This is a genomic window from Lysobacter sp. CA196 (assembly GCF_052078695.1).
GTDB lineage: Bacteria > Pseudomonadota > Gammaproteobacteria > Xanthomonadales > Xanthomonadaceae > Lysobacter.
This window is the reverse complement of sequence record NZ_JBQJIN010000001.1, coordinates 101,701-124,586: the sequence shown is the minus strand read 5'-3', so window position 1 is coordinate 124,586 and position 22,886 is coordinate 101,701. Positions and strand designations below refer to the sequence as shown.

General features: G+C 68.1%; 17 protein-coding genes. 8 read left to right on the top strand and 9 right to left on the bottom strand.

What is annotated here, in order from left to right; genetic code table 11:
• Window positions 1–95: 95 nt before the first annotated feature.
• Window positions 96–1,460 (bottom strand): alpha/beta hydrolase family protein, encoded by a 1,365-nt coding sequence (locus ACTOWK_RS00610; protein WP_441328292.1) that lies wholly within the window; start codon window positions 1,458–1,460, stop codon window positions 96–98.
• A gap of 486 nt (window positions 1,461–1,946) precedes the next feature.
• On the opposite strand from ACTOWK_RS00610, the gene ACTOWK_RS00605 reads away from it, so the two are divergent.
• Window positions 1,947–3,389 (top strand): hypothetical protein, encoded by a 1,443-nt coding sequence (locus ACTOWK_RS00605; RefSeq protein WP_441328291.1) that lies wholly within the window; start codon window positions 1,947–1,949, stop codon window positions 3,387–3,389.
• Between the two features lie 114 nt (window positions 3,390–3,503).
• Here the strand turns inward: ACTOWK_RS00605 and ACTOWK_RS00600 are convergent, their stop codons facing one another.
• Window positions 3,504–5,147: a TIGR04222 domain-containing membrane protein gene (locus ACTOWK_RS00600; protein ID WP_441328290.1), complete on the bottom strand. Its 1,644-nt coding sequence runs from the start codon at window positions 5,145–5,147 to the stop codon at window positions 3,504–3,506.
• 137 nt (window positions 5,148–5,284) lie between these two features.
• Here ACTOWK_RS00600 and ACTOWK_RS00595 point away from each other — a divergent pair, with 137 nt between their 5' ends.
• Window positions 5,285–5,596: a DUF2782 domain-containing protein gene (locus tag ACTOWK_RS00595; RefSeq protein ID WP_441328289.1), complete on the top strand. Its 312-nt coding sequence runs from the start codon at window positions 5,285–5,287 to the stop codon at window positions 5,594–5,596.
• A 13-nt stretch (window positions 5,597–5,609) separates the two neighbouring features.
• On the opposite strand, the gene ACTOWK_RS00590 is transcribed toward ACTOWK_RS00595, so the two are convergent.
• Both ACTOWK_RS00590 and ACTOWK_RS00585 read right to left on the bottom strand, forming a co-directional pair.
• On the bottom strand, window positions 5,610–6,422 hold the full coding sequence (locus ACTOWK_RS00590) for an isocitrate lyase/PEP mutase family protein (RefSeq protein ID WP_441328288.1): 813 nt from the start codon (window positions 6,420–6,422) through the stop codon (window positions 5,610–5,612).
• 105 nt (window positions 6,423–6,527) lie between these two features.
• The gene (locus tag ACTOWK_RS00585) at window positions 6,528–7,424 is read right to left on the bottom strand and encodes a M28 family metallopeptidase (protein ID WP_441328287.1); all 897 of its coding nucleotides are present in this window, start codon (window positions 7,422–7,424) and stop codon (window positions 6,528–6,530) included.
• A gap of 139 nt (window positions 7,425–7,563) precedes the next feature.
• Here ACTOWK_RS00585 and ACTOWK_RS00580 point away from each other — a divergent pair, with 139 nt between their 5' ends.
• The gene (locus tag ACTOWK_RS00580; protein ID WP_441328286.1) at window positions 7,564–8,211 is read left to right on the top strand and encodes a response regulator; all 648 of its coding nucleotides are present in this window, start codon (window positions 7,564–7,566) and stop codon (window positions 8,209–8,211) included.
• A 274-nt stretch (window positions 8,212–8,485) separates the two neighbouring features.
• Here the strand turns inward: ACTOWK_RS00580 and ACTOWK_RS00575 are convergent, their stop codons facing one another.
• The gene (locus ACTOWK_RS00575; protein WP_441328285.1) at window positions 8,486–11,986 is read right to left on the bottom strand and encodes an Rne/Rng family ribonuclease; all 3,501 of its coding nucleotides are present in this window, start codon (window positions 11,984–11,986) and stop codon (window positions 8,486–8,488) included.
• 485 nt (window positions 11,987–12,471) lie between these two features.
• Here ACTOWK_RS00575 and ACTOWK_RS00570 point away from each other — a divergent pair, with 485 nt between their 5' ends.
• A complete protein-coding gene (locus tag ACTOWK_RS00570) occupies window positions 12,472–13,428 on the top strand; it encodes an RluA family pseudouridine synthase (protein ID WP_441328284.1) in 957 nt (318 codons plus the stop codon).
• Window positions 13,429–13,581: 153 nt separating this feature from the next.
• Here the strand turns inward: ACTOWK_RS00570 and ACTOWK_RS00565 are convergent, their stop codons facing one another.
• Window positions 13,582–13,998 carry an energy transducer TonB gene (locus tag ACTOWK_RS00565; protein ID WP_441328283.1) on the bottom strand — a complete coding sequence of 139 codons (417 nt, stop codon included), beginning with the start codon at window positions 13,996–13,998 and terminating at the stop codon, window positions 13,582–13,584.
• 7 nt (window positions 13,999–14,005) lie between these two features.
• Window positions 14,006–14,347 carry a 4a-hydroxytetrahydrobiopterin dehydratase gene (locus ACTOWK_RS00560; RefSeq protein ID WP_441328282.1) on the bottom strand — a complete coding sequence of 114 codons (342 nt, stop codon included), beginning with the start codon at window positions 14,345–14,347 and terminating at the stop codon, window positions 14,006–14,008.
• A gap of 145 nt (window positions 14,348–14,492) precedes the next feature.
• Here ACTOWK_RS00560 and ACTOWK_RS00555 point away from each other — a divergent pair, with 145 nt between their 5' ends.
• A complete protein-coding gene (locus ACTOWK_RS00555; protein WP_441328281.1) occupies window positions 14,493–15,089 on the top strand; it encodes an NfuA family Fe-S biogenesis protein in 597 nt (198 codons plus the stop codon).
• Window positions 15,090–15,162: 73 nt separating this feature from the next.
• Window positions 15,163–16,830, top strand: coding sequence for a hypothetical protein (locus ACTOWK_RS00550; protein WP_441328280.1), 1,668 nt, complete (start codon window positions 15,163–15,165; stop codon window positions 16,828–16,830).
• 153 nt (window positions 16,831–16,983) lie between these two features.
• On the opposite strand, the gene ACTOWK_RS00545 is transcribed toward ACTOWK_RS00550, so the two are convergent.
• The gene (locus tag ACTOWK_RS00545) at window positions 16,984–17,436 is read right to left on the bottom strand and encodes a c-type cytochrome (RefSeq protein ID WP_441328279.1); all 453 of its coding nucleotides are present in this window, start codon (window positions 17,434–17,436) and stop codon (window positions 16,984–16,986) included.
• A gap of 8 nt (window positions 17,437–17,444) precedes the next feature.
• A complete protein-coding gene (locus ACTOWK_RS00540; RefSeq protein WP_441328643.1) occupies window positions 17,445–17,828 on the bottom strand; it encodes a c-type cytochrome in 384 nt (127 codons plus the stop codon).
• 340 nt (window positions 17,829–18,168) lie between these two features.
• On the opposite strand from ACTOWK_RS00540, the gene ACTOWK_RS00535 reads away from it, so the two are divergent.
• Window positions 18,169–19,317, top strand: coding sequence for an efflux RND transporter periplasmic adaptor subunit (locus tag ACTOWK_RS00535; RefSeq protein ID WP_441328278.1), 1,149 nt, complete (start codon window positions 18,169–18,171; stop codon window positions 19,315–19,317).
• Between the two features lie 70 nt (window positions 19,318–19,387).
• On the top strand, window positions 19,388–22,885 hold the full coding sequence (locus tag ACTOWK_RS00530) for an efflux RND transporter permease subunit (RefSeq protein ID WP_441328642.1): 3,498 nt from the start codon (window positions 19,388–19,390) through the stop codon (window positions 22,883–22,885).
• Window position 22,886: the final 1 nt, after the last annotated feature.

The window sequence follows — 22,886 nt, the reverse complement described above, 5'->3', positions numbered from 1 at the left end:
TCCGTTGGTGGGCGTCGTTGCATCGCTCGCAGTCGTCGCGCTCGTGACGATGCAGGCGCTGGCCAGTGTCGGCTGTGTCGGCCGGAAAGGTTTTCTCAGCGCGAAACCGGCAGGCGCACGGCGCGGCCATAGGAAGTGTCGTCGAGCCTGCCGTGCTTGATCCAGTCCAATTGCAGGGCGACATAACCCTCGGCCATGCGCGTGTGCAGGCGCTCGCCGGTGGCATCGGTTTCGAATTCGAGGATGCCGTGGTCGGCCTGCGGGAACACGGCGCCCTCGATCGCACGGCCTTCGGCGGCAAGCGCACTCAAGCGCCGTTGGGTTTCCTGCGAAGGCGCCTCGGCGTCGTCGCCGCCCAGGATCCACATCTGCGGTTGCGCCAGCTTGCGCAGCACCGGCATGGGGTCGTAAGTCCAGCTGACGTCGCTGTCGAGCATGGCGATCTGCATCAGGTCGTCGCCGCGGCGGCGCTGCACGACGTCGCCGGTGTATTCGCCCTTGAGCGCTTTCCACCAGGGTTCGTGTTGGTACTGCGCGCGCAATGCCTCCAACTCCTCCCAGCCGTGCTGGCCCTTGCTCGTCGCGAGCAGACCGGTGGCGTCGCTGACTTGGCGTGCCTTGGCCAGCGTTTCGGCGTCGCCGAAACCGGCGGCACGCAAATCGGCGGCGACCTGATCGCGATCCTCCGACAGCACGCTGTCGGCGAGGCCGAACACGACCATGACGAACTGCGCCTGCGGCGTCTTGCTCGCCGCCAGCGGCGCGACCCAGCCGCCCTGGCTGCTGCCGTGGAAGCCGATACGCGAGATGCGGGTACCGCCGAGACGGCGGGCTTCGGCAAGCGCGGCCACGGCATCGTCGGACAGCAGGTCGAAATCCTTGGAGAATTTACCTTCGGAGCCGCCGGTGCCGCGCTTGTCGTAGACGAACACGCCGACGCCCTGGGACGGAAACAGGTTCTGCTGGAAGTAAGCGTCGACGCCGGAGAGATTCCCGGAACCGTGCACCAGCACCACGACCGGCACTTTGTCGTGACCGCGTGGAAGCACCAGACGGCCGCGCAAGCTCAGTCCATGGCTGTCGAAGCGGGTCTCGGCGATGTCGAAACCGATCTTCCTGCCGCGCCGGCCGTCGAAGCGGATGCGGGACTGATTGCAGGCGCCGAATGCCACCTTGATGCCGTCCGGCTGCTCGGTCCAGCCGCGGGTGCTGGTCCATGCGCCGTTCTCGCGGACCAGCTTGCCGGTGCGCCCGTCGAGCAGGCGCCAGCGCAGCTTGCCGGGATCATCGGACGGCATCACGCTGACGACGCGGCCGTCGTCGAGCCGGTAGGCGCCGACGTGGCAGCGCGCATCCGGCGCTTTGGAGGTCTTGATCGGAGCCGCCGCGTTCGTGCTGGCGAACACGACGGCGGTCGCGCTGGCGATTGCCGCGGCGAAGCAGAGTCGGAACAGATTCATCGGCGAGTCCGTGTGTGGAGACTGCCGTATGTGATGCGGAATCGAAGCGAAAGGTTGTAGCGCGCGATCGCTTTCGCATGCTTGGCGGCGCTCGTTCTGCACAGAACAAAGCCGCGATCACGAAAGTACATCTGGACACGTATCGGATCGTCGAAGCGCTCGGCGCATCACGCCGTGCCAAGCGGCGGCCCACTAGCCTTGGTCGCTGCTGGCAGGCGTGCATGCGCTATCGCAACGACCGTCGCGCAAGGGGATGTTGCCGGCGATTCGAGCAGGGCAGATTCGAGCAGGGCAGGCGATGGCGTGCAACGGTTGGAGCGTATCCGGCCGCACGCTATCGCGGCCGGCTGCGCCATGCACTGCGATTCGTCGTGCCTCGGCCGTGGGGCCGGGCACGGCGATGCCGTGGTCGCCGTCCAGCACCCGCAGCCGCTTCGGGTCTTTCCGTGGCGGCGCTCTCCGTTTCGTAACGACCAAGGATCATCGATGCTCCGCACAGCGAATCCCCCATCGCCCCGACGCCGCCGCCTCAGTGGCGCGTTGATCGCCATCGTCGCCGGCCTGTTCGCCGCCGGCTCCGTGTGTTCCGTCAGCGCCGCCGACCCGACCGCGAATGTATTCGTCGATTTCACCGCGCATGGCCAACCCACGTCCGAGTACTCGCTCGGCGGCACGATTTCGACCTATGCCGACGGCGGCACCAACCTGATCAAGGGCAGCAAGCGCACGCTGTGGACCCAATACCTGCGCGACCTGGGGCCGCTGGTGTGGCGTGTTCCGCTGTTCCATCACAACGGCCAGGTGGGCTCGTCGGCCGGCAACATCCACGGCGGCAACGAAGGCGAAGCCTATGTCCGCGGGATCAAGGGCATCGGCGGCATCCCGATGATCGTGGTCGGCGGCAGCACCGGCGACAACGACATTCGCGCGACCGATGCGGCGGCGCTGGTGCGTTACTTCAACGACAACGGCGGCCAGCGCGGCGGCCCGGTGGCCGACTACATCATCGGCAACGAGCCCGACAATGGTTTCGGCGTCGGCAACTACATCGCCGGCGGCAACGGCAGCGACGGCTTCCACAACATCGCCGTGGCGATGCGCCAGGCCAGTGCCCAGCCGCTGTCGTTGGCCGGGCCGTCGCTGGTGACCTGGGCCGACTACAAGTACGGCGATTTCCGCCAGTTCTTCGCCAGCAGCCATGCCGATACCGACGTCGTCGATTTCCACAAGTACGGCGACGGCCAGCCGCTGGGCAACCTCGGTGCGACCGCGCAGTACGGCGATGCGATCGCCTGGTTGCGCAACGAGATCGACCTGAGCTTCGGCGAGCGCGCCGACGGCATCGCCATCCAGGTCGGCGAGTTCAACTACCACACGCGTTACGACTCGCAGTGGCGCGCTTCGTTCTACACCTCGCGCAACGTCCTCCACACCGCCTCGGTGATCGGCCACGTGCTGCGCGCCGGCGGCAGTGCGTATCAGTACTCCGACAACAACGGCCCGCTGGGATTGATCAGCGACGGCACCGACCTCAACGATCAGCCCGGCGGCCGTCATGTGCGTTTGCCGGCGTACTGGGGCGTGTCGGCCTGGAGCGGCGGCGCCTGGTCGCGGCGTTACGGCCAGAGCATGGTTACGGCGACGACGGCGGTGCCGGACCTGGAAGTGTTCGCCACCGACAACGCCAAGAAAATCGTGCTGATCAACAAGTCCGAGAGCACCGACCGTCAGGCCGTGCTCGCCCTGACCGGCAAGAGCAGCGGCACCTATACGGCGTGGCGCTACGGCCGCGGTATGGATCCGGCCAACTTCACCAGCGGCGCGCAGTTCCTGCCGCCGGTGAAGGTCGCTACGGCGCGAGCGTTCTCGCAGGGCCGGGTAGTGGTGTCGGTGCCGTGGATGAGTGTGGTGGTGATCAACGTGGATTGAAGCATCGGCGTGCCGGCTCTCGTCCTGGCGGGCGAGAGTCGGAACGGCCGGGTCCTGTGGATCGCGCCGGGCTGGGGCGGGCCGAGCTGGCGCGGGGCGAGCCGTGGCTTTCGATCAACTGCCGCCGCAACCTCCGCAACCTCCGCACCCCCCGCCGCAGCCACCACCCCCGTCTCCACCACCGCCGCCTCCGTCGCCGCCCGAACTGTCGGAGGAAGACGGCGTACGGATCTGCTGATAGTCCGAGAACGGGGTGCCGATCAGTACCGCGGTGCCGACCAGTGCCACCGTCGAGGCCGGATCGTCGGCGCCTGCCCGTTGCTGCCGGGCGGCTTTGTACAGTTCCCAGTCGCCGGCCCAGGTACGGGGCCGGTGCTGGGTCGAGAGCGCGCGAAACAGCGCGATGAACACGGCCAGGACGGTCAGTGCGATCAGGAACCCGACCGGGCGTTGCAGTTGCAGGCCGATCATGATCTTGCACAGCCCCAGCGCGGCGACCGCGGCCAAGGGCAAAGCCGACAGCCTCGCCGCCCAGGCTTGTTGCTGCGGGGTCATCAGCCAGCCTTTGCGGTGCAAGCGCCGTTCCTGCGATCGATGACGTTCGCGCAGCGCCAGCAGTATCCGGGAAAGGGTCTGCTTTTCGGCGACGACCTCGAGTGCCTCGCGCAGCACCGGCGACAGCGTCTCGATCTGTTCGGGGGGCAGGCGCGGGCGCAACCACACCCGATCGTTCTCGTAGGCTTCGCGCGCTTTCTTGCGGTCGTAATCCAGGCTGACCGCGTCGAGCGCGAGCAGGTCGACCACGATCGCATCGGCGACGCGATCGCTGCCGCCGGACAGATACGCCAGCTCCCAACGGTCGGCATCGTGACTCGACCCCGCGCCCTGCGGCCCGCGCATGCGCTGCCGCAGCCAGGAGCCCGCGATCAGCGCGGCGATCATCAGGACGACGAACCAGGCGAGGAACAGACCGCCGCTCCAATGCAGCGGGTTGGTCTCGTTTGCGCCCAGCGCCATCAGCGCATACGTGCCGACGACGGCGACCATGCCGAACCGCATCGGCCGCCAGGGTGCGCGCGGCTCGGCGAACGCGATGCTCGCCGCCGCAGGCGCACGCGGTGCGCGCGGTTCCGGCCAGAACCGGCTCGGCGGCAGGCCGAAAAAGCGCCGATAGCTGTCCACGGTGTCGGCGTACTGGCGCTGGTGTTTCAGCTCTTCGCCGCTGCCGCCGCGGGAAGGCACATGATGCAGTTCGTACCGCAGCACCTCGGTGCGGAAGCGCTCGTAGCGCCGGGTATCGATGATGTGGGTGTGCCAGATCTCATCGACAAGCTGGCTCGGCGTGACCGCATGGGCGACGGTGACGGCGAGAAAACAGAAACGGCGATATTCATCGAGTGCCGCACGCGCTTCGCTCAGAGCGAGCAGAGACGTCGTGGCGACGCGGGTAAGGAATTCGTTCGAATCGTCGTCGTCGAATCGGTAATCGCACAGGCGTTGCCACAAGGCGCGTTGAGCTTCGGTCCATCCGGCGGTGTCCGCCGGCGCTCGGTTCGGATCGTTCATGACCATCCCTCGGTAGTCCATCCATTGAACTGCCTGCACATCGGCCGTGGCGCATGCGGTAGGGACGCGCCGGCCCGGCTTGGGGCACAAGCTACGGCAGGCGCGGGTGCGGCGAAATAGCCCGTTGCGGCTAGTCGGCGAACTGCGTCCTGTCGGCCGGGAGACTCCTGCTTTAGGGTAGGAGCGGCGCAAGCCGCGATCGCGTTCCTGCCGCGCGCGTCGTTACCGCGATGTCGCGGTCGCGGCTTGCGCCGCTCCTACCCGAAAGCGCCATGCTGTGTCGGCCTGCAGCCCGGGTATAGTCGGTTGCGAATCGCAAGGAGAGTTCCATGCGGTATGCCGTGCTGTTATCGACCGTGGCCGCGCTGGCGGCCTGCGCCAGCCTGCCGGACCCGACCGCGGGCCTGGTCGACCCGCAGGTGCGCGTACGTTACGCCGGCGACGACGTGATCCGCGAATACCGCGCGCGGGGACGGCCGGGGCGGATCGTCAAGATCACCCCGGCGAACGGTCTGCCGTTCTATCTGTTCGACGATGACGACGACGAGCGCATCGACCGGCACCTCGGCGATATTCCGCCGAAGTACCAGGATGCGCTGAGGTTCAAGGTCCGTTTCGAGGACTATGGACTGATGCGTTGAGCGGCGCCGCCGCTCAACGGTCGGCGAACAACGCGTTGAGTTGCGAATACGCCATGACGTCGGCGCCGAGCGGAGCCGAATCGCCGTCGCGCAGGAAGCCACTGGCCAGTGCGCTGGTGCGCGCGAACATCGACTGGGAAATATCCGAGCCCGCACTCAGGCGGCGCACGCCCCAGCCTTGCAGTTCGGCCGCGGCCGGCAAGGCCGGGCGCGCGAGCAGGTTCAAGGGCAGGCCGGCATCGGCGGCGATCGCGCGCACTTCGGTTTCGTCGGTCAGGCCGGGCACGAACAGGCCGTCGGCACCGGCGGCACGATAACGCGCAGCGCGTGCCAGGGTTTCCTCGACCCGGCGCTCGGGCGGCGCCAGGCCGCGCAGATACACGTCGGTGCGGGTGTTGACGAACAGCGCCACACCGAGCCGCGCGCTGGCGCGCTTGATGTGTTCGATCTTCGCGCACAGCAGCTCGGGGTCGCCGCCGCCGTCTTCGAGGTTGATGCCGACCGTGCCGACGTCGATCAGGCCGGCCACGGTTTCGGCGACCGCCGCGGGATCGTCGGAATAGCCGCCTTCGATGTCGACGGTCAGCGGCACGCGGATGACGCGGACGATGTCGGCGACGGTCGCGACCAGGCGCCGTACCGGCAGCAGGTCGCCGTCGGGATAACCGTGCGACCAGGCGACGCCGGCGCTGGTGGTGGCGACCGCCTTGGCGCCGAGGCTTTCGATCAGGCGCGCAGTGCCGGCGTCCCAGGCGTTTGCGAGCAGCAGCAGGCCGTCGCGGTGCAGGCTGTGGAAGTGATCGGCTTGTTGGGCTTGTGCGCTCATGCGAAAGACTCCGAAAGAAGAGGGGCAAGAAGAACGAGGCGAGGGCGCAAGAATCTCACGCCGCGCGCCCGCAGACTCGCCGTTTTCGGCTATTGACGTGATCGGTCAATTCTGAGCCGCATCCCACTGCCGGATCGCCCGTTCGACCGCGTCGACGCCGCGCGCGGTGGCGGCCGCGTCGATCTGTTCGACGGTGTCGTTGCTGCTATGGATGACTTTGATGACCTTGGCCTGGGTCGCGGTTTTCTCGCCCTTGAAGAAGGACAGGATCAAGGGCACTTCTTCGTTGCCGATCAGCGAATACGACACCGCCGGCCAGCCGGCCTTGATGAAGGGCAGGTGGTCGCTCGGCGGATACTCGCGGCCTGCGGACAACTGCAGCCCGGACGCTTTGACCGCATCGCGGCTGGCGCCGACCAGGGCGCTGTCGGCGTCGGGCGTCATCATCCACAAGGTGTCGCCCCAGCCGAACACGTCGAAATTGACGTACAGCGCGGGCTTTTCGCTGCCCTGGGCGATGTAGGCGCTGGAACCGAGCAGGCCGGCTTCTTCCAGGTCCCAGAACGCGACCGCGACGCGATGGTGGGCGAGCGGTTTGTGCTTGAAACGTTCGGCCAGGGCCAGCACGGTGGCGCTGCCGGAGGCGTTGTCGGTCGCGCCGCGGCCCTCGTCGACCTGGTCGAAATGCGCGCCGAACAGCAGCAGCGGCGCTGCGGCGGCGCCGGAGACTTCGGCGATCAGGTTCTGCCCCTGTTGCTTCTTGGCGGTTTCGAAGGCGACCGCTTTCCACTTCAGGCCCAGGCCGTCGAGACGCTTTTCGATCGGCGCGCGGCGGTTGCCGACACCGGCTTCGGACAGGCTGCGGACGTCGCCGAGCCATGAGCCGGTGGTGACCGCGGTCGGCGCCGAAGCGGTTTCGCGCGCGCTCGCGCCTGCCATCGAAAGCAACAACAGGGATGTGACGACGGTTGTGACGATCGGCGAGAGTTTCTGAGAACGCATTGGGTCTTCTCGAGGGAAGGTTGGAGGGCCGGATGTGAAGCGCATTGTGCCCACTTTCACATTATGAATGCCTTGCACCGCACCATGCCGGCGCGTAGCCTCGTTGGCGTTGCAGGTCTGGGTCGTAGGGGAAGGGACAATGACTATCCGTGTATTCATCGTTGACGACCATGCGTTGGTCCGCACGGGCATGCGCATGATCCTGTCGGCGGAGACGGATATCGAAGTGCTCGGCGACGTCGAAAGCGGCGAAGAGGCGATGCCGCTGATCCGCAAGCTCAAACCCGACGTGGTGCTGTGCGATCTGCATCTGCCCGGCGTGAGCGGGCTGGAAGTGACCGAGCGCATCGTCAAGGGCGACCACGGCACGCGGGTGATCATCGTCTCGGTGCTCGAAGACGGCCCGATGCCGAAGCGTCTGCTCGAAGTCGGCGCGTCCGGTTATGTCGGCAAGGGCGGCGATGCCAGCGAGTTGTTGCGCGCCATTCGCGACGTGGCTCGCGGCAAGCGCTATCTGGCCAGCAACATCGCCCAGCACTTGGCGTTGTCGAACATCGACGGCGGCAGCTCGCCGTTCGACGAGCTGTCGCCGCGCGAGCTGGAGATCGCCTTGCTGCTGGTGCAGGGCTTCCGCCAGGAAGAAATCGCCAAGCGCCTGAGCCTCAGTGCGAAGACGGTCAACACCCACAAGACCCGCTTGTTCGAGAAGCTGGCGATCACCGACAGCATCGCGCTGGCCCGCCTGGCCGCGCAGTACGGACTGGCCGATCCCGCGCATTCGCTGTGATGCGGGCGCGCCGGCGCTGAGTTCGCGCTGGCGCCGTTCTGGCGCCCACTGCGGTCGAGTGCCTTAGCGCAGTAGGTGCGCTGTCTGCCGTGGCTCGAACGAGCCGGCTCGCTTGCTGCGCCGATCCACGACGGCGAGACCGTGATGCCGGGCGTTGACCGATGCGGGGTGGCGGCCGCGAGATCGCAGGGTCGCCAACCCGATGCGCAAAAAGAAACCGGCCGCATCAGCGGCCGGTTTCTTCGTTCTCAGGTTCCGCTTGGAGCGTCGCCGGTCAGGCGCGACGCTCGTCGTCGGACGACCCATCGGCCGCATCCTGCTCGCCTTCGACGGCGGCGTTGGCCGCGTCGGTGCGGGCCGGTTCGACCGGATGGGGCAGGGCATCGAACAGGCCGGCGGTGCGCGGCGTCGCTGCCGGCGCCGCGTTGCCGGCGTCGGCCTGTGCGGGTTCGACCGGAGCGGATTCGACCGAGTTGGCTTCAGCGGCGGCCGCCTTCGGTTCGACCGATCCGGTCGCAGCGGAAGCCGCCACGGCCGGTTCGACCGACGCCGGGTGGGCTTCGGTCTGAGCAGTCTCGTCGACGGCCGACGGGGCCACCGGCTCGATCACGGTCGGTTCGACCGGGGTCTGCTCGATCACGGCCTGTTCGACCACGGTGTCTTCGACGCGGGTCTCTTCGACCAGGGCCGAAGTCGGCTCGACGACCGGTTCGACGTCTTCGTTGCGCGGCGCCGCGGCCCGCAGCGCAGACTGTTGCGGAGCCTGCTGTTGCGGAGCCGGCTGTTGCAGGGCGTGCTGTTGCAGAGCGGGCTGCGCCTGTTCGATCGCCGCGACTGCGCTCTGCGCAGGCGTGACGGCTTCGGCGGGCACCGCGACCGTTGCCTCGGGCAGGCGGGTGATGACCGGCATGGCCGCTTCCAGCACCGGCTCGGCCGGTGCGGTTTCGGCGACGACGCTCTGGTTGACTGCCGGCTCGTTCACGATCGGCTCGGCGACGACATAGTCGTTGCGCGAGGGCTGAACCTGGGTCGGCTCGGCCTGCGGCTGCACGGACGACGGTTCGCTGACGGCAGCTTCACTCACCGCCGGCTTGGCCTCGTGGCCGATGTTCGCGAACGAAGCCTTCGGCTCGGCCGCCGTCTCCTGGGCCGGCGTGAACACGCGGCTGGCGGCGACGGCTGCTGCAGGCGCAACGGCAGCGGCAGCGGCGGGTGCCGCGGCCTGGGCGCGCGACGCGGGTGCGCCGCCTTCGTCGTCGAAGTCGAACTCGGGCTGCGAACGGTTCGCCGCGGCCGGGGCCGTGGCGGGTTCGCCGCCGATCTCGTCTTCGTCGTCGAACGCGTTCTCGTCCTGGCCCTGGCCTTCGCCACCGACGGCGGCTTCACCGTTGCCGCGACGACGGCGACGGCCACCGCGACGGCCACGACGGCGACGGCCGCCGCCTTCGCCTGCGGCGTCATCGCTGTCGCGAGGCTCGGTGCCGGCGTTGTCGACGGCGACGGCAGCGACGGCGGCTTCGGTCTTCAGCGCGGTCTCGTCGCTGACGGCCGGCACCGCGGGCACGGCGATGGGGGCGCCGGCGCTGGCCGACGCGGCAGCCACGGCGGCCGGCACGATCACCGCGGCGCTGAGCGCTTCGGCCGGAGCCGGGGCGTCCTGGCGCGGCGGCCTGGGTTCGCGCGGCGGACGCGGGGTCCCGCCGGCGGCCTGTGCCGCGCGCTCTTCGTTCTGCGGCTTGGGCTGCTTGGGCTGCTGTTGCGCTTGCGGCTGCTGTTGCTGCTGCGGCTTCGGCTGCTGGGCCTGCGGCTGCTTCTGCTTGGGCGGCTGCTGCGCGGCTTGCGGCTGGGCGTTCTGCGCCGGCTTGTCGCGACGCTGCTCGTCACGACGCGGTTCGTCGCGGCGCTGCTGCTCGTCGCGGCGGCCGCCATCGCGTCCGCCCTTGCCGGCGTTGCTACGATTCTCGCCACGGCGCTGGCCGTTGCGGTCGTTGCGGCCACGGCCTTCGGAGTTGCGCGCGGCCGGCTCGGCCGGGGCCGGAGCGGGCTGCGACGGGCCGCGGAAGATGCGCAGGATGCGCTCGACCAGGCCGACCGAATGGGTCGGAGCGGCGACCGGCGCCGGGGCCGGCGCTGCCGCCGCCACCGGCGCTTCGCGCGGTTCGCGCAGCGGTGCCGGCTGCAGCGGCTTGACGTTGGTGACGATCGGCGCATCCGGGATGTTCAGATGGGCCTTGGTCAGCGCATGCAGCGGCAGCTTGCGCTGGGTGCCGCGCTGGTAGCTGGGCTTGGAGGACTCTTCGCCGATCTCGTTCTCGCGCACCCGGGTGACTTCGTAATGCGGGGTCTCGAGCTGCTCGTCGGCGACGATCACGATCGGCGCGCCGTGGCGCTGTTCGATCTCGGTCAGCGCGCGGCGCTTCTCGTTGAGCAGGTAGTTGGCGATCTCGGTCGGGGCCTGCACCAGCACCTGTCCGGTGTTCTCCTTCATCGCATGCTCTTCGGCGATGCGCAGGATCGACAGCGACATCGACTCGACGCTGCGCATGCGGCCGTGGCCGTCGCAACGCGGGCAGACCAGCTGGCTGGACTCGCCGAGCGAGGGACGCAGGCGCTGGCGGCTCAGTTCGAGCAGGCCGAAGCGCGAGATGCGGCCGATCTGGACGCGGGCGCGGTCCTGCTTGAGGGCGTTCTGCAGGCGGTTCTCGACGTCGCGCTGATGGCGGTTGGAGGCCATGTCGATGAAGTCGATCACCACCAGGCCGCCGAGGTCGCGCAGGCGCATCTGGCGCGCGACTTCCTCAGCCGCTTCCAGGTTGGTGTTGAACGCGGTTTCCTCGATGTCGCCGCCCTTGGTCGCGCGCGCCGAGTTGACGTCGATCGCGGTCAGGGCTTCGGTCTGGTCGATCACCAGGGCGCCGCCGGAAGGCAGGCGCACGGTGCGCTCGTAGGCGTTCTCGATCTGCGACTCGATCTGGAAGCGGTTGAACAGCGGGGTGTCGTCGGCGTACTTCTTCAGCTTGCGCAGGTTGTGCGGCATGACCTGTTCGACGAACTCGCGCGCTTCGGCGTACATCTCGTCGGTATCGACCAGGATTTCGCCGATGTCCGGGCGCATGTAGTCGCGCAGGGCACGGATGATCAGGCGCGATTCCTGGTAGATCAGGAACGGCGCCTGCTTGCTCAGGGCGGCGTCGGTGACGGCCTTCCACACGCTGAGCAGATAGTCCAGGTCCCATTGCAGCTCTTCGGCATCGCGGCCGACGCCGGCGGTGCGGATGATCACCCCCATGTCGTCGGGGATGTTGAGCTTGTCCATCGCGTCCTTGAGCGCGGCGCGGTCTTCGCCTTCGATCCGGCGCGAAACGCCGCCGGCGGTCGGGGAGTTCGGCATCAGCACCATGTAGCGGCCGGCCAGGGAGATGAAGCTGGTCAGGGCGGCGCCCTTGTTGCCGCGCTCTTCCTTGTCGACCTGGACCACGATTTCCTGGCCTTCGCGCAGCAGTTCGCGCAGGCCGGCCTTGTTATGGTCGACGCCGGGCTGGAAATAGTCGCGGGAGATTTCCTTCAGCGGCAGGAAGCCGTGGCGGTCCGCGCCGTAATCGACGAACGCGGCTTCCAGCGAAGGTTCGAGCCGAGTGATGCGGCCCTTGTAGATGTTGGACTTCTTCTGTTCCTTCGACGGCTGTTCGATATCGATGTCGTACAGGGATTGGCCGTCGACGATGGCGACGCGCAGTTCTTCCGCCTGCGTCGCATTGATCAGCATGCGCTTCATTGTTGCGTTCCTCGCGCGCTCTACCGCGCGGAACGCCATGGCGTTTCGCTATCTGGGAACTGAGACTTCGCCGTCGCGATCGTCGGCCGCAGCGAATGCGGGCCGCCCGCGCGCCGGCGAGGTCTCCACTACCAGCGCTACATCACCACGGCACGCCGCGGGAGCGCTTCTTACCTACTCGGTTCTTTCGGGGCCGGCGACGCGAACGTCGCTCGGGGCGGGGCGGCGGCGCGTCAAGCCGAGGCTTGGGCGCCGCACGGGTGTTCATCTCGACGGTTTGACCCATCGGGCGCTGGCCGGTTCCGCCGGTCCGTCGCTGCTAACATGGCTACCCCGTGGGCAGTGGTTAGACGCGGATCGGAATCGCGAGAGGGGCTTTCGGCCCGTACCGAACCGCACGCTTGTCAGGCGACGCGGTCGGGTACAACTCCCAGCGAAATCAAAACCTTATCTCGCGTCGCGAGTGTAACAGATAACGCTTCGGGATGACCCAGACAGCAAACTCCGGTAACACCGGCGCACGGACGGTGCGTGTACCCGACGATCGTGAAGGTCAACGGCTCGATAATTTCCTCTTGGGCCAACTCAAAGGTGCGCCCAGGTCCTTGATCTACAAGCTGGTGCGCTCCGGCCAGGTGCGCGTGAACGGCGGCCGCGCCAAGGCCGAGCGCAAGCTCGAGGCCGGCGACGAGGTGCGCATTCCGCCGGTCCGTCTCAGCGAGGCCGGCGACAAGCCGACCCCGCCGAAGGGGTTCATGGACGCTCTCGACGCGGCGATCGTGTTCGAGGACGCGCGCCTGCTCGCCTTGAACAAGCCCTCCGGGGTGGCCAGCCATGGCGGCAGCGGGATCAGCTTCGGCGCCATCGAGACCTTGCGCGCCTTGCGCCCGGGCCAGACCCTGGAACTGGTGCACCGGCTCGACCGCGACACTTCGGGGCTGCTGATCGTGGCCAAGAAGCGCTCGGCGCTGACCGAGATGCAGGCGTTGATGCGCGAAGAAGGCGGGATCGCCAAGCGTTATCTGGCGCTGCTGACCGGGCGCATGCCCGAGGGCGTGATGAGCGTGGACGCGGCCTTGCACATCGGCCTGCGCCAGGGCGGCGAGCGCCATGTCCAGGTGCACCGCGACGGCAAGCCGTCGCTGAGCCACTTCAAGGTGTTGGAGCGGCGCGGTGGCCAGTCCTATTGCGAGGTGCGGATCGAGACCGGCCGTACCCACCAGATCCGCGTGCATGCCCAGCACATCGGCCATCCGGTCGCCGGCGACGACAAGTACGGCGAGGTCGAGGCCAACAAGCGTCTGCGCGAGCAGGCCGGCCTCAAGCGACTGTTCCTGCACGCCTCGACCCTGGAGTTCGCCCTCGACGGCGGCCGCGAGCCGTATCTGCTCAACGCGCCGTTGGCGCCGGAGCTGGTCGAAGTGCTGGACCGCCTGGGCTGAGTCGAAGTCCCGGCGCAGCCACTGCCTGCGGTGAGCGGCCCGGGGCATCGGGCTTCGGTGCGAGGCGCTCCGGCCTGATGCGACTCGTCCGAACGAACAACGCCGGCTCAGGCCGGCGTTGTCGTCTGGCTGGATTTACCGCGCGCGGCGGCCTCAGCGGCAGTGTTCCGGACGCGTCGCCGGCGAATGGAAAGTCACCGGGACCTGGATGTCGGTCGACACCGGCTTGCCGTTGCGGGTGGCCGCTTCGAAGCGCCAACGCTGCACGCCCTTGATCGCCGCTTCGTCCAGCGCCGGGGTGCGGCTGCTTTCGAGCACGTCGACCTTCTTCGGCTTGCCGTCCGGGCCCACGCTGAGCTGCAGCACGACTTTGCCGCCGATCTGGTCGCAACCGATCTCCTGCGGGTAATCCGGCGGCGGCGTGTCGACCGCGCGCAGCGGCGTGGACGGGATGATCGGCGCGTCCGCGGCACGTTCGCCGCAACCGGCGGCAAGCAGGGCGAGCAGGGCGGCGCCGAGCACCGGAACCAGGCGCGGCGAGAGGCGGGAGTTGCTGCGGATTGGGTTCATGGCGGGATCAACCGGTCAGCGCGTCGGCCTTGGCCGCGCAGATGAAGTCGTTCTCGCTCAGGCCACCGACGTCGTGGGTCGAATACCGCACCACACAACGGTCGTAATGGACGCCGAGATCGGGATGATGGTCTTCGCGATTGGCCATGAAGGCCAAGGCGTTCACGAAGGCCATGGTTCGATAATAGTCGTCGAAACGGAAGGTCCGGGTGAGGGCGTGGCCGTCCTCGCCGAGCTCCCAGCCCGGTATCTCGGGCAGCAGCTCGCGGATGCGGGCTTCGCTGAGCTTGTGTTCGACGCCCCGGCGCATGATGCAGTGAGCCTGGGACAAGGGGATGAGATCGTTCATGCTGCGGACTCCTGGGTGGCCCGGCGATGGCGCCGCGGCATAAGCTTTTGCGCGGCGACCGCCTTCCATGAACGGAATCGTATCGCCGACGGTCGTAGGATGCATACGCGGCTTCACGCCGTGCTGACCCCGTTAGAATAGCCCGATGATCAATATTTCCGAATCCGCGCAAACCCACTTCCGCAAGCTCATCGAGCGCGAGGCCCTGCCGGGGCTCGGAGTGCGGCTGTCGGCGGTGCATCCGGGTACGCCGCGCGCCGACGTGCGCCTGGAGTTCGCCGAACCGGCCGACCTGGCCGGCGACGAATGGGCGGTGGATTGCGAGGGCTTCACCCTTTGGCTGCGCGCCGACAGCGTGCAGTACCTGGATGGCGCGGAGATCGATTACGAGGTCAAGGCCACCGGCGGCCAGTTGCAGATCCGCGCGCCCAAGATCAAGGGCGAGGCGCCAACCGATTCGGCCTCGCTGGTCGAGCGGGTGCGCTGGGTGGTCGAGCACGAGGTCAACCCGCAGCTGGCCCAGCACCGCGGCCATGTTTCGGTGCAGGAAGTGACCGCCGACGGCGTGGTCGTGCTGCGCTTCGGCGGCGGCTGCCACGGTTGCGGCATGGCCGACGTGACCCTGAAGCAGGGCATCGAAACCACCTTGATGACCAAGGTGCCGGGCGTGACCGCGGTACGCGACGCCACCGATCACGAGACCGGTGACGCGCCGTACATCCCCCGAGACACCGCCGCCTGATTCCGGCGCGGCGCAGCCTATGCCCACCGCCGCCTCCGTCATCGAAGCACTGCAACGCCGGTTGCGGCTTTCCATGCGACGCGATTCGTCCGCACCGGGCGAGTTTCCCGCGGGCTGGCAAAGCTGGCTGGAGTCCATGCAGGAACACAGCGGCGCGGTGACCGGTGCGACTTCGGACGCGCTGGTCGCGGTGATCGCGCAGCGGCCCCTGGCCCAACCGCCGCCGCGCGCGGCCATGCTCAACCGTTGGCAGGCGTTCGCGACCTTGTGGCGCCAGCAATGGCAGCCGCCGGAGCGCGAAGAGCGCTGGCTGCGCTGGATCGCCGGCGCGTTTTCGCTGGTCTGGCACATCTTCGTCGCCGGCCTGCTGATCTGGCTGATGTATCTGCAGTTTTTCGCCACCCGGCCGCCGCCGGAAGGCGAGAACGTCACCATGATCGAGTACATCGGCGAAGGCACGCCGAAGGAACCCGGCGGTGGCTCGCAGCAGCCGAGCGACCAGCCACAGGCCGAGACCCCATCGCCGCAGGCCCAGCCCACCTCGCAACCGCCGACACCGTCCGAACCCTCGCCGCCGCAGCTGGCCGCGGATGCGCCCTTGCCGACGCCGGAACTGCAGGCGACCTTGCCCGAGGTGCCGCAGCGCGACGTGCCCGAGCCGCAGCTGCCGACGCCGACCGTCGAGCAGCCGGTGATGGTCAGCAAGGAAGTGCCGGATTCGCCGCAGATCTTCGTGCTGCCGCCGACCCGTCGCCGTCTCGACGACACCCCGCGGGTGCCGCAGCTCGAAGCCAAGACCCAGCCGGTGCCGTCGCTCGACGTGCCCGCGCCGGTGCAGCCGATCGCGCGCGAATTGCCGCAGCGCGAGATCGCCCTGCCGAGCATCGCGGTGCAGCCGCGCGAGGTGAGCGTGCGCGAGGTGCCCGCGCCGTTATCGCGGGTGCCGGTGCGGGAGTTGCCGACGCCGTCGATCGCCGCGCCGCCGGTACGCTCGAGCGCGCCGCAGGTGCGCATCGCCGATATCCCCACGCCGTCCGCGGCGGCCTCGACCACGCCTTCGCCGAGCACCGCGCCGGCTGCGGTGCCGTCGACGTTTCCGGCCTCGGCTGCGACCGCCACCAGCGCGCCGGCCAGCGCGTCGAGTACCCAGCCGGCCGCATCGAGTTCGGCCCCGGCCGCGAGTTCGAGCCCGCCGGCGGCGACCGCCGGCGCCGGGCCGAAGCCGACGCCCGCGCCCGGGACCTGGTCGACGCCGAAGCGCGGCGACGACTGGGGCGACTCCACCCGCAATCAGCCCGGCGGCCAGCGCGGCGATACGCCGGGCCTATACAACAGCGACGGCAGCGTGCGTCTTGCCGATGCACCGGGCTCGGCCTCTCCGGGTAAACCGCCGGGCACGATCACCGCCGAGATCAAGGACCTCGACCGCGCCGGCACTTGGCTGCGGCGTAAGCCGACCGATTACGAGCCGACCGCGCTCGACAAATATTGGCGTCCGAACGAAACCCTGCTGGCCGAATGGGTCCGCCGCAGCGTGCAAACGGTGATGATTCCGATCCCGGGCAGCAAGGGCAAAAGCATCCAGTGCTCGGTCGCCTTGCTGATGCTCGGCGGCAGTTGCGGCATCAACGACCCGAACCTCAACGAACAGCCGGCCATCGCGCGCCCGCCGCCGGATATCCCGTTCAAGCCGCATCTGCAGGAAGACAACGGCAGCGTGCGGCCGCCCCCGGGCGGGTGAGGGCGGTTGGTCGGAGTCGATGCGTGTGCCGCGCTACCGACTTCGCCGGGGCTCTAGTCAGCGGCTGTCGCGGAAACGCCGCCGCAAAGAGAAACGGCCCGCATCAGCGGGCCGTTCGTTTCCGATCGATAGCGCGGCGAGGCCGCGCAAGCGTCAGTGGATGCCGTGCAGATCGCGCAGCTGGCTTTTTTCGCGCGAACCGAAGTAGGCGGCGAGGTCGGCGATCTGCTGATCGTTCAGATCCTTGGCCTGGCTCGACATCAACGCGTGCTCGCGGTCGCCGTCGCGGTACATCTGCAGCGAATGCGCGATGTAGTCGTGGTACTGGCCGGCGAGCTTCGGATAGGTCGGGTCGATCGGCGCATTGCCTTCGTCGCCGTGGCAGTCGACGCAGGACTGGCCGGTGGCCTTGCCCTTGACGCTGGCGAGCTTCTCGCCCGCGGCGATGTGGCCGGCCGGCAGGCCCGACGACGAGGACGTGTGGCCGGCGTCGCGGTCGGCCGAGGAATGGCCGGCCGGTGCCTCGCCCTGCGAGCAGGCGGCGAGGGTCAGGACCGAGAACAGGGCGATGGCGAGGCCGCTCTTGAAGAAGCTGGGGTTCGTCATGGGGCGGCTCACTTGGCGCTGGAAAGGAAGGCGGCGATGTCGGCGATGTCCTGGTCAGAGAAGCTCTGGGCCTGGGCTTGCATCGTCGGGTGCTTGCGCGTGCCTTTCTTGTATTCGGTCAGCGCATTCGTCAGGTATTCCGGCGACTGCCCGACGATCTTGGGGACGTGATAGTTCGGGTAAGCGTTCTTGTAGCCGGTGACGCCATGGCAACCCTGGCAGGTATAGGTCAGTTGGCGGCCGGTCTCGGCATTGCCCTGGATGGCCGGCGCGGCGGCCGGAATGGCCGCGACGGCGGCGGTGGGGGCCGGCGCCTTGGCGGGTTCCTCGGCGTGCGCCGTCATGGCGGCCAGGGTCAGGGCAAAGCAGGCGGCGATCATCAGCGGTCGCATCATGTCTAGTCCGCAATCTCGAATGGCTAGCGAAAGGTGGTGGCTGGCTGTGCAGGGCCGGAGCCGCGCATAAGTCGGCGAGTATAGCCGGCCATGCGACTGCAACGAAGTCGTCCTTGAGCGCATCCATACTGCACGGGCGGCGAAGGCGTGTCGCCCGAGGCCGCCGCAGGCGCGCGATCGGCATCGCTCGCGCTTACCGTGCCTCAGAATAAATGCATGGCTCCAGTCACCATTACCTTCGGCGGATGGTGGTTTTCAGGGCCGGTGATATACCTATATACAACACCGGCATACGACCGGTAACCGACGAAAAAACTAGAGCTTGGGGTCGTCTCGAATGCGTCAACTCACCAATATCCGCAAGAGCGGTCCGGCAATGGGCGGCACGGTGGCAGTCGCCGCCCTGGCCCTGGCCTGTGTGCTCGGCCTGTCGGCCTGCAAGGGCGGCGCCGGCGCTGCGGAAGCGCAGGCCAAGGAAGCCAAGGACAAAGCATCGGAAGCGGTTCCGGTCGAGGTCGCCCAGGCGACGCGGCGCGCGATCGCGGCCAGTTACACCGGTACCGCGCCCCTGGAGGCGCGGGCCGAATCGCAGGTGGTGGCCAAGACCTCGGGCGTGGCGCTCGCGGTGATGGTCGAGGAAGGCCAGCACGTCCAGGCCGGCCAGGTCCTGGTCCGGCTCGATTCGGCGCGCGCCGAACTGCAGGCCGCCCAGACCAACGCCACCATGCGCAAGCTCGAGGCTAACTACGCCCGCTCCAAGCAACTCGCCGAGCAGCGCCTGCTGAGCGCCAACGACAACGACCAGTTGCGTTACGACCTGGAGAACGCCCGCGCCGCCAACCGCATGGCGAACCTGGAGCTGTCCTATGCGAAGGTCGAGGCGCCGATCTCGGGCATCGTCGCTTCGCGTTCGATCAAGACCGGCAACTTCGTCCAGATCAACTCGCCGATCATCCGCATCGTCGACACCTCGCGCCTGGAAGCCACGCTCAACGTACCCGAGCGCGAGCTGGCCACGCTCAAGGCCGGCCTGCCGGTGCAGATGCAGGTCGACGCCATGCCCGGCAAGGTCTTCACCGGCACCGTCGACCGGGTCGCCCCGGTGGTCGATTCCGGCAGCGGCACCTTCCGGGTGATCTGCGCTTTCGAAGGCGGCGGCGCGCTGCAGCCGGGCATGTTCGGCCGTTTGCGCATCGACTACGACAACCGCGCCGACGCACTGGTGGTGCCGCGCGCAGCGCTGCTCGACGACGAAGGCGACCCGGCGGTGTTCGTGGTGCGAGGCAAGAAGGTCGCGCGGGTCCCGGTCAAGCTGGGCTATCTCGACGGCGCCTGGGCCGAGGTCCGCACCGGCCTCAAGCTCGGCGACCAGGTCGTGGTGGCCGGCAAGACCGCTTTGCGCGAAGGCACCGAGGTGCAGTTGATCAATACGGCCGCACCCAAGGCCGTCGCCAGCGCCGCCGGCGCGGCCACCGACAAGCAGTAAGCGTCCGGCGCTTGCGATCCGGCGCGGTCGGCCCTCGGCCGCGTCTTTCGAATTCTTTTGAACGTGGGGACTGACTGTGGCTCAGCTTCCGGACACGACGTCCTTTAACTTGGTGGAGTTCTCCACCCGCCGCCGCGTGACCGTGGCGATGGCGACCATCACTTTCCTGTTGTTCGGCCTGATCGCGCTGAACAGCCTCAAGGTCAATCTGCTGCCGGATCTGAGTTATCCGACCCTGACCGTGCGCACCGAGTACACCGGCGCGGCGCCGACCGAAATCGAAACCCTGATCTCCGAGCCGCTGGAAGAGGCGGTCGGCGTGGTCAAGGGCCTGCGCAAGCTCAAGTCGGTTTCGCGTACCGGCCAGAGCGACGTCGTGCTCGAGTTCGCCTGGGGCACCGACATGGACCAGGCCAGCCTGGAGGTGCGCGACAAGATGGAAATCGTGCAGCTGCCGCTGGAAGCCAAGAAGCCGGTGCTGCTGCGTTTCAATCCCTCGACCGAGCCGATCCTGCGCATCGCCCTGTCGACCAAGGACGGCGCCAAGGCCAGCGACAGCGAAGCGATCCGCCAGCTGACCGCATTGCGCCGCTACGCCGACGACGACCTCAAGAAGAAGCTGGAACCGGTCGACGGCGTGGCCGCGGTCAAGGTCGGCGGCGGTCTCGAGGACGAGATCCAGGTCGACATCGACCAGCAGAAGATCTCCCAGCTCAACCTGCCGATCGACACCGTCATCCAGCGCCTGAAGCAGGAGAACATCAACATCTCCGGCGGGCGCCTGGAAGAGGGCACCCAGCGTTATCTGGTGCGCACGGTCAACGAATTCGCCAGCGTGCCGGAAATCCGCGAAATGCTGGTGACCACGCAGAAGGCCGGCGGCAACGCCGCGGCCGATGCGGCCGCGGAAATGGCGCGCGTCGCCGCCGCTTCGGGTTCGGCCGACGCGATGGCCGCGGCGGCCTCGGTGCAGACCGCGAACTCGGGCGAGCAGAGCACCGCGGCCGGCGGCAAGCCGGTGCGCTTGAAGGACATCGCCGAGATCCGCCAGGGCTATAAGGAACGCGAGGCGATCATCCGCCTGGGCGGCGTGGAAGCGGTGGAGCTGGCCATCTACAAGGAAGGCGACGCCAACACCGTGTCGACCGCCGACGCGATCCAGCAACGCCTCAAGCAGATCAAGGAACAGACTCCGCCGGACGTGGAACTGACCACGATCGACGACCAGTCGCAGTTCATCCGTCACGCCATCAGCGACGTCAAGAAGGACGCGGTGATCGGCGGCTTCCTGGCGATCCTGATCATCTTCCTGTTCCTGCGCGACGGCTGGAGCACCTTCGTGATCGGCCTGTCGCTGCCGGTCTCGATCATCGCCACGTTCTTCTTCATGGACCGCCTGGGGCTGAGCCTCAACGTGATGTCGCTGGGCGGCCTGGCGCTCGCCACCGGCCTGGTCGTGGACGACTCGATCGTGGTGTTGGAAAGCATCGCCAAGGCGCGCGAACGCGGGCTCGGCATTCTCGAAGCGGCCGTCACCGGCACGCGCGAGGTCAGCATGGCGGTGGTCGCCTCGACCCTGACCACGATCGCGGTGTTCCTGCCGCTGGTGTTCGTCGAAGGCATCGCCGGCCAGTTGTTCCGCGACCAGGCCCTGACCGTGGCCCTGGCGATCGGCATCTCGCTGATCGTGTCGATGACCTTGATCCCGATGCTGAGCGCATTGCGCGGACGCCCGGCCCTGGGCTTCCAGGAAGAAGCGCCGCATCCGCGCTGGCAGCCGCGCAACCGCGTGGTGAAGGTGTTGGCGTGGCCGTTCCTGGCGATCGGCGCGGCGGTACGTTGGACCTTCTTCGGCATCGCCTGGGGGGTGGTGCGCGCTTGGCGCATCCTCGGCGCGGTGGTCGGGCCGGTCATGGGCAAGGCCAGCGATCTGGCGATGGCGCCGTACGAGCGCGCCGAACGCGGCTATCTGAAGCTGTTGCCGGCGGCGATGGGCCATCGCGTACTGGTGCTCGGCCTGGCCGGTGCGGCGTTCGTGGCGACTCTGGCGGCGGTGCCGCTGCTCGGCGCCGATCTGATTCCGCAACTGGCCCAGGACCGCTTCGACATGACCGTCAAGCTGCCGCCGGGCACGCCGTTGCGCGAGACCGACCGGCTGGTGCGCGAAATCCAGGAGAAGCACGCCAAGGACCCCGGCATCCACGCCTGGTTCGGCGTCAGCGGCAGCGGCACGCGTCTGGACGCCAATCCGACCGAGAGCGGCGAGAACATCGGCAAAGTCACCGTGGTCATGGCCGACGGCGGCAGCAAGCAGATCGAAGCCGAAGAGACCGAACGCCTGCGCCGCACCATGCTGGCCCATCCCGGCGCCCAGGTCGATTTCGCCAGGCCGCAGCTCTTCAGCTTCTCCACGCCGCTGGAAATCGAGTTGCGCGGCCAGGACCTGGAGACCATCCAGCGCGCCGGCCAGCACATGGCCAAACTGCTGCGCGGCAACCCGCACTTCGCCGACGTCAAATCGACGGTGGAGCAGGGCTTTCCGGAGATTCAGATCCGCTTCGACCAGGACCGCGCCGGCGCTTTCGGCCTGGCCACGCGCGATATCGCCGACGTGGTGGTGAAGAAGGTGCGCGGCGACGTCGCCACCCGCTACAGCTTCCGCGACCGCAAGATCGACGTGCTGGTGCGGGCCCGCGAGTCCGATCGCGCTTCGATCGAAAGCATCCGCCGCCTGATCGTCAATCCCGGCAGCAACCGCCCGGTGACCCTGGAGTCGGTGGCCGACGTGGTCGCCACCAGCGGCCCGAGCGAGATCCATCGTGCCGACCAGGTGCGCGTGGCGATCGTGTCCTCGAACCTGCGCGACATCGACCTCGGCGGCGCCATCGCCGAGGTGCAGAAGCTGGTGCGCGAGCAACCGCTGAGCGCGGAAGTGCGCATGCACATCGGCGGCCAGGGCGAGGAGCTGCAGCAGTCGATCAATTCGCTGTTGTTCGCGTTCGGCCTGGCGATCTTCCTGGTCTATCTGGTCATGGCCTCGCAGTTCGAATCGCTGCTGCACCCGTTCGTGATTCTGTTCACGATCCCGCTGGCCCTGGTCGGCGCGGTGCTGGCGCTGTTGCTGACCCGCTCGGCGGTGTCGGTGGTGGTGTTCATCGGCCTGATCCTGCTGGTCGGCCTGGTGGTGAAGAACGCGATCATCCTGATCGACAAGGTCAACCAGTTGCGCGAGCACGGCACGCCGAAGCGCGAGGCCCTGATCGAAGGCGCGCGTTCGCGCTTGCGCCCGATCATCATGACCACGCTGTGCACCTTGTTCGGCTTCCTGCCGCTGGCGATCGCCACCGGCGAGGGCGCCGAGGTGCGCTCGCCGATGGCGATCACGGTGATCGGCGGTCTGCTGGTGTCGACCCTGTTGACCCTGGTGGTGATCCCGGTGGTCTACGACCTGCTCGACCGCCGCGGCGACGAGTATTACCGCAACCGCGTGCGCAAGGCCGAGCGCGAAGCGCGGACCGCCGCGGACAAGATCGGCCACGACAACGACCCGCTGGCCGAGGCGCACTGAC

Coding starts and splice junctions, on each gene's coding strand:
- ACTOWK_RS00585 (WP_441328287.1), bottom strand. CDS start 7,424: ATGCGTTCTCAGAAACTCTCGCCGATCGTCACAACCGTCGTCACATCC.
- ACTOWK_RS00610 (WP_441328292.1), bottom strand. CDS start 1,460: ATGAATCTGTTCCGACTCTGCTTCGCCGCGGCAATCGCCAGCGCGACC.
- ACTOWK_RS00535 (WP_441328278.1), top strand. CDS start 18,169: ATGCGTCAACTCACCAATATCCGCAAGAGCGGTCCGGCAATGGGCGGC.
- ACTOWK_RS00595 (WP_441328289.1), top strand. CDS start 5,285: ATGCGGTATGCCGTGCTGTTATCGACCGTGGCCGCGCTGGCGGCCTGC.
- ACTOWK_RS00545 (WP_441328279.1), bottom strand. CDS start 17,436: ATGACGAACCCCAGCTTCTTCAAGAGCGGCCTCGCCATCGCCCTGTTC.
- ACTOWK_RS00575 (WP_441328285.1), bottom strand. CDS start 11,986: ATGAAGCGCATGCTGATCAATGCGACGCAGGCGGAAGAACTGCGCGTC.
- ACTOWK_RS00580 (WP_441328286.1), top strand. CDS start 7,564: ATGACTATCCGTGTATTCATCGTTGACGACCATGCGTTGGTCCGCACG.
- ACTOWK_RS00605 (WP_441328291.1), top strand. CDS start 1,947: ATGCTCCGCACAGCGAATCCCCCATCGCCCCGACGCCGCCGCCTCAGT.
- ACTOWK_RS00550 (WP_441328280.1), top strand. CDS start 15,163: ATGCGACGCGATTCGTCCGCACCGGGCGAGTTTCCCGCGGGCTGGCAA.
- ACTOWK_RS00565 (WP_441328283.1), bottom strand. CDS start 13,998: ATGAACCCAATCCGCAGCAACTCCCGCCTCTCGCCGCGCCTGGTTCCG.
- ACTOWK_RS00540 (WP_441328643.1), bottom strand. CDS start 17,828: ATGCGACCGCTGATGATCGCCGCCTGCTTTGCCCTGACCCTGGCCGCC.
- ACTOWK_RS00590 (WP_441328288.1), bottom strand. CDS start 6,422: ATGAGCGCACAAGCCCAACAAGCCGATCACTTCCACAGCCTGCACCGC.
- ACTOWK_RS00570 (WP_441328284.1), top strand. CDS start 12,472: ATGACCCAGACAGCAAACTCCGGTAACACCGGCGCACGGACGGTGCGT.
- ACTOWK_RS00555 (WP_441328281.1), top strand. CDS start 14,493: ATGATCAATATTTCCGAATCCGCGCAAACCCACTTCCGCAAGCTCATC.
- ACTOWK_RS00560 (WP_441328282.1), bottom strand. CDS start 14,347: ATGAACGATCTCATCCCCTTGTCCCAGGCTCACTGCATCATGCGCCGG.